The 263-nt window shown below is 64.3% G+C and carries 1 protein-coding gene; it reads left to right on the forward strand.

Features of this window, described 5'->3' with window-relative positions:
* Positions 1-37 precede the first annotated feature (37 nt).
* Positions 38-263, forward strand: a 226-nt coding sequence (locus tag R0J88_RS21025; protein ID WP_410901030.1) for an aldehyde dehydrogenase family protein, incomplete at its 3' end; no start/stop codon positions are given.

Here is a 263-nt window from a genome sequence, read left to right on the forward strand (position 1 = left end):
GGTCCGCGTCGGCCACGCATTGGAAGAGGGCGTGCACATGGGGCCGGCTGTCGATGCCAGACAGCTCGAGTCCAACCTGTCCTGGGTACAGCGCGCCCAGCAAGAGGGGGCAACGTTGGTCTGCGGCGGCGAGCGTGTGGAGTGCGCCACCGAGGGCTACTTCATGAGCCCGGCGCTGCTGGTAAATACCAGCAACGACATGGCCATCAATCGCGAGGAGATCTTCGGTCCCATCGCCTGTGTCATCAAGGTGAGCGACGCAG

Source organism: Pseudoalteromonas sp. SIMBA_162, from assembly GCF_046535955.1.
GTDB classification, from domain to species: Bacteria; Pseudomonadota; Gammaproteobacteria; order Enterobacterales; family Alteromonadaceae; genus Pseudoalteromonas; species Pseudoalteromonas marina.